Here is a 2,937-nt window from a genome sequence, read left to right on the forward strand (position 1 = left end):
GCGGAGCATTAATCCGCCGACAACTAAACGCGAGGTTGGCTTTGCTTTCCTCGCGTTTTTTTTCGGATGTTGTATAGTCGGGGCATGAAAACTCGCACTCTCGTTTTACAGGGCCTGGCCCTGATTGCCTTGAGTGGCGCGGCACAGGCGCAGCAAATCTATCTGTGCACCGATGCCGACGGCCATAAGGAACTGACGGATTCCCGCAAGGGGAGCAACTGCAAGGCGCTGGATCTGCCGCCCGCTTCAATTGCCGCACCTCAGGGTGCCGCGCGGCCGCGTCCGGTGACGCCTGTTGCCAGCCCGGGTAATTTCCCGCGCGTGGACAGCGCCGAGCAGAAGGCCCGCGATGCGGACCGCAAGGCTATCCTGACCGACGAACTCAACTCCGAAACGAAAAAGCTGGCCGAGCTGCGCAAGGAGTTCAACAACGGTGAGCCGGAACGCCGTGGCGACGAGCGCAATTACGCCAAGTACCTGGAACGGGTGGCCACGATGAAGGACAGCATCGCCCGTTCGGAACAGAATGTGGAAGCGTTGAAGCGGGAAATCGCCAACATCAAATGAGCATCGTGAGCAATATCGCCGCGCGCGCGGCAGCCGCCATGGCGCGGCCGCAGGCGCTCGCCGGTCTGGACTTGCTGGCATCGGCCGTCGTGCTGGTGGACGGCCAGGGCCACATCACCTTCGCCAACGCGGCGGCGGAAAACTTGCTCGAATCTTCGGTCAAGGCCCTGTCGCGCCAGCAGCTGGGCGGCCAGTTCAGYAATCCCGAAGAACTCGAACATATCGTGGCGCAGGCGCGCGAGCACAAGTTCTCCGATGTGCGGCAGGAACTGGTGCTGGAACGTCACGGCCGTGAACCGCTGCATGTGCACGTGATCGCCAGCGCGCTGGAAGAACCGGGCGACACGGTGCTGATCGAGCTGCGCGAAACCGTGCAGCAAATGAAGCAGGACCGCGAAGAGCGCCTGCTGGACCAGAGCCAGGTCAACAAGGAGCTGATCCGCAACCTGGCCCATGAAATCAAGAATCCGCTGGGCGGCATCCGCGGCGCGGCGCAACTGCTGGAAATGGAACTGCCGCCGCTGCACCTGACGCAGCTGCGCGAATACACCCAGGTCATCATCAAGGAAGCGGACCGCCTGCAGACGCTGGTGGACCGCCTGCTGGCGCCGCACCGTCGCCCGCACATCGTAGGCGACGTCAATATCCACGAAGTGCTGGAGCGCGTGCGCAGTCTGATGCTGGCCGAATTCCCGAATGGCCTGAAGATTCAGCGCGACTACGACGCTTCGCTGCCGGAGTTCCGCGGCGACAAGGAACAGCTGATCCAGACCGTCCTCAACATCGCCCACAACGCGGCCCAGGCCCTGGCCGGTCGCATCGAAGCGGGCGATGCGGAGATCGTTTTCAAGACGCGGGTGGCGCGTCAAGTCACCATGGCCAAGGTGCGTTATAACCTGGCATTAGATTTGCATATCATCGACAACGGACCGGGCATTCCTCCGGCCATCCGCGACCGGATCTTCTACCCGCTGGTGTCGGGCAGGGATGGTGGAAGCGGACTGGGCCTGACCCTGGCCCAGACTTTCGTACAGCAGCACCTCGGCGTAATCGAGTGCGAAAGCCGGGCGGGAATGACGGACTTCAGGATTTTGTTGCCCCTGCCATAAGCGAGGGGCGTGATATGCGGAGAATCACAGCTACATGAAACCAATCTGGATAGTTGACGACGACGAATCGATCCGCTGGGTTCTGGAAAAGGCGCTGGCGCGGGAAAACCTCGCGACCCGCAGCTTTGCCAACGCACGCGATGCCATTGCCGCGCTCGAAAGCGAGACGCCGCAAGTGCTGGTGTCGGACATCCGCATGCCGGGCGATTCCGGCCTCGACTTGCTGACCCTGGTCAAACAGCGCCATCCCGGCCTGCCGGTCATCATCATTACCGCTTTCTCCGACCTCGATTCGGCCGTGGCCGCATTCCAGGGCGGGGCTTTTGAATACCTGGCCAAGCCATTCGATATCGACAAGGCGGTGGAGCTGATCCGCCGCGCGCTGGAGGAAAGCCTGCGCGAAGCGAATGTGGAATCCGGCCCCGCCGATACGCCCGAAATCCTGGGCCAGGCGCCGGCGATGCAGGAAGTATTCCGCGCCATTGGCCGCCTGTCGCAATCGAACGTGACGGTGCTGATTACGGGCGAATCCGGCACCGGTAAGGAACTGGTGGCGCGTGCCCTGCACAAGCACAGCCCGCGCGCTTCGCAACCCTTCATCGCCATCAACACGGCCGCCATTCCAAAGGACTTGCTGGAATCGGAACTGTTCGGCCATGAGCGCGGCGCCTTCACCGGCGCGCAGACCACGCGCCGCGGCCGCTTTGAGCAAGCCGAGGGCGGCACGCTGTTCCTCGATGAAATCGGCGACATGCCGTTTGACTTGCAAACGCGCCTGCTGCGCGTACTGTCGGATGGCCACTTCTACCGCGTCGGCGGCCACCAGCCTTTGAAGGCCAATGTGCGCGTGATTACGGCGACGCACCAGAATCTGGAGCAGCGCGTGCGCGACGGCCTGTTCCGCGAGGACTTGTATCACCGCCTGAACGTGATTCGCCTGCGTCTGCCCAGTTTGAGGGAGCGCCGTGAGGATATCCCCATTCTGGTGCGTCACTTTTTGGTGCAGAGCGCCAAACAGCTGGGCGTGGAAGCCAAGCGCATGAGCGATGCCACCCTGACCTTCCTGCAAAGCCTGGAATTGCCGGGCAATGTGCGCCAGCTGGAAAACCTGTGCAACTGGATCACCGTGATGGCGCCGGGGCAGACGGTGGAAGTGAAAGACCTGCCGCTGGAGCTGACCGAGGAACGCGGCGCCCAGCCTGCCGCAACGGCCGCCGCCGAAAACGTCATGCCCCAGCATCACGGCACCGTGGTGCATGCC

The 2,937-nt window shown here is 62.7% G+C and carries 3 protein-coding genes; all 3 read left to right on the forward strand.

Features of this window, described 5'->3' with window-relative positions:
- The first annotated feature begins 84 nt into the window (after window positions 1-84).
- Window positions 85-567, forward strand: coding sequence for a DUF4124 domain-containing protein (locus AB4Z11_RS28215; RefSeq protein ID WP_442029139.1), 483 nt, complete (start codon window positions 85-87; stop codon window positions 565-567).
- Complete coding sequence (glnL, locus tag AB4Z11_RS28220) at window positions 564-1,676, forward strand: nitrogen regulation protein NR(II) (protein WP_442029140.1); 1,113 nt, start codon at window positions 564-566, stop codon at window positions 1,674-1,676. The genes AB4Z11_RS28215 and glnL overlap by 4 nt, the downstream gene beginning before the upstream one ends.
- Window positions 1,677-1,710: 34 nt before the next feature.
- On the forward strand, window positions 1,711-2,937 hold a 1,227-nt coding region (ntrC, locus tag AB4Z11_RS28225), incomplete at its 3' end, for a nitrogen regulation protein NR(I) (RefSeq protein ID WP_442029141.1).

The organism is Pseudoduganella sp. RAF53_2, assembly GCF_052113985.1.
Taxonomy (GTDB): domain Bacteria; phylum Pseudomonadota; class Gammaproteobacteria; order Burkholderiales; family Burkholderiaceae_D; genus Rugamonas.

What these genes read in the sequence shown, in the direction of transcription:
- AB4Z11_RS28215 (WP_442029139.1), top strand. Translation starts at nt 85, where the DNA reads ATGAAAACTCGCACTCTCGTTTTACAGGGCCTGGCCCTGATTGCCTTG.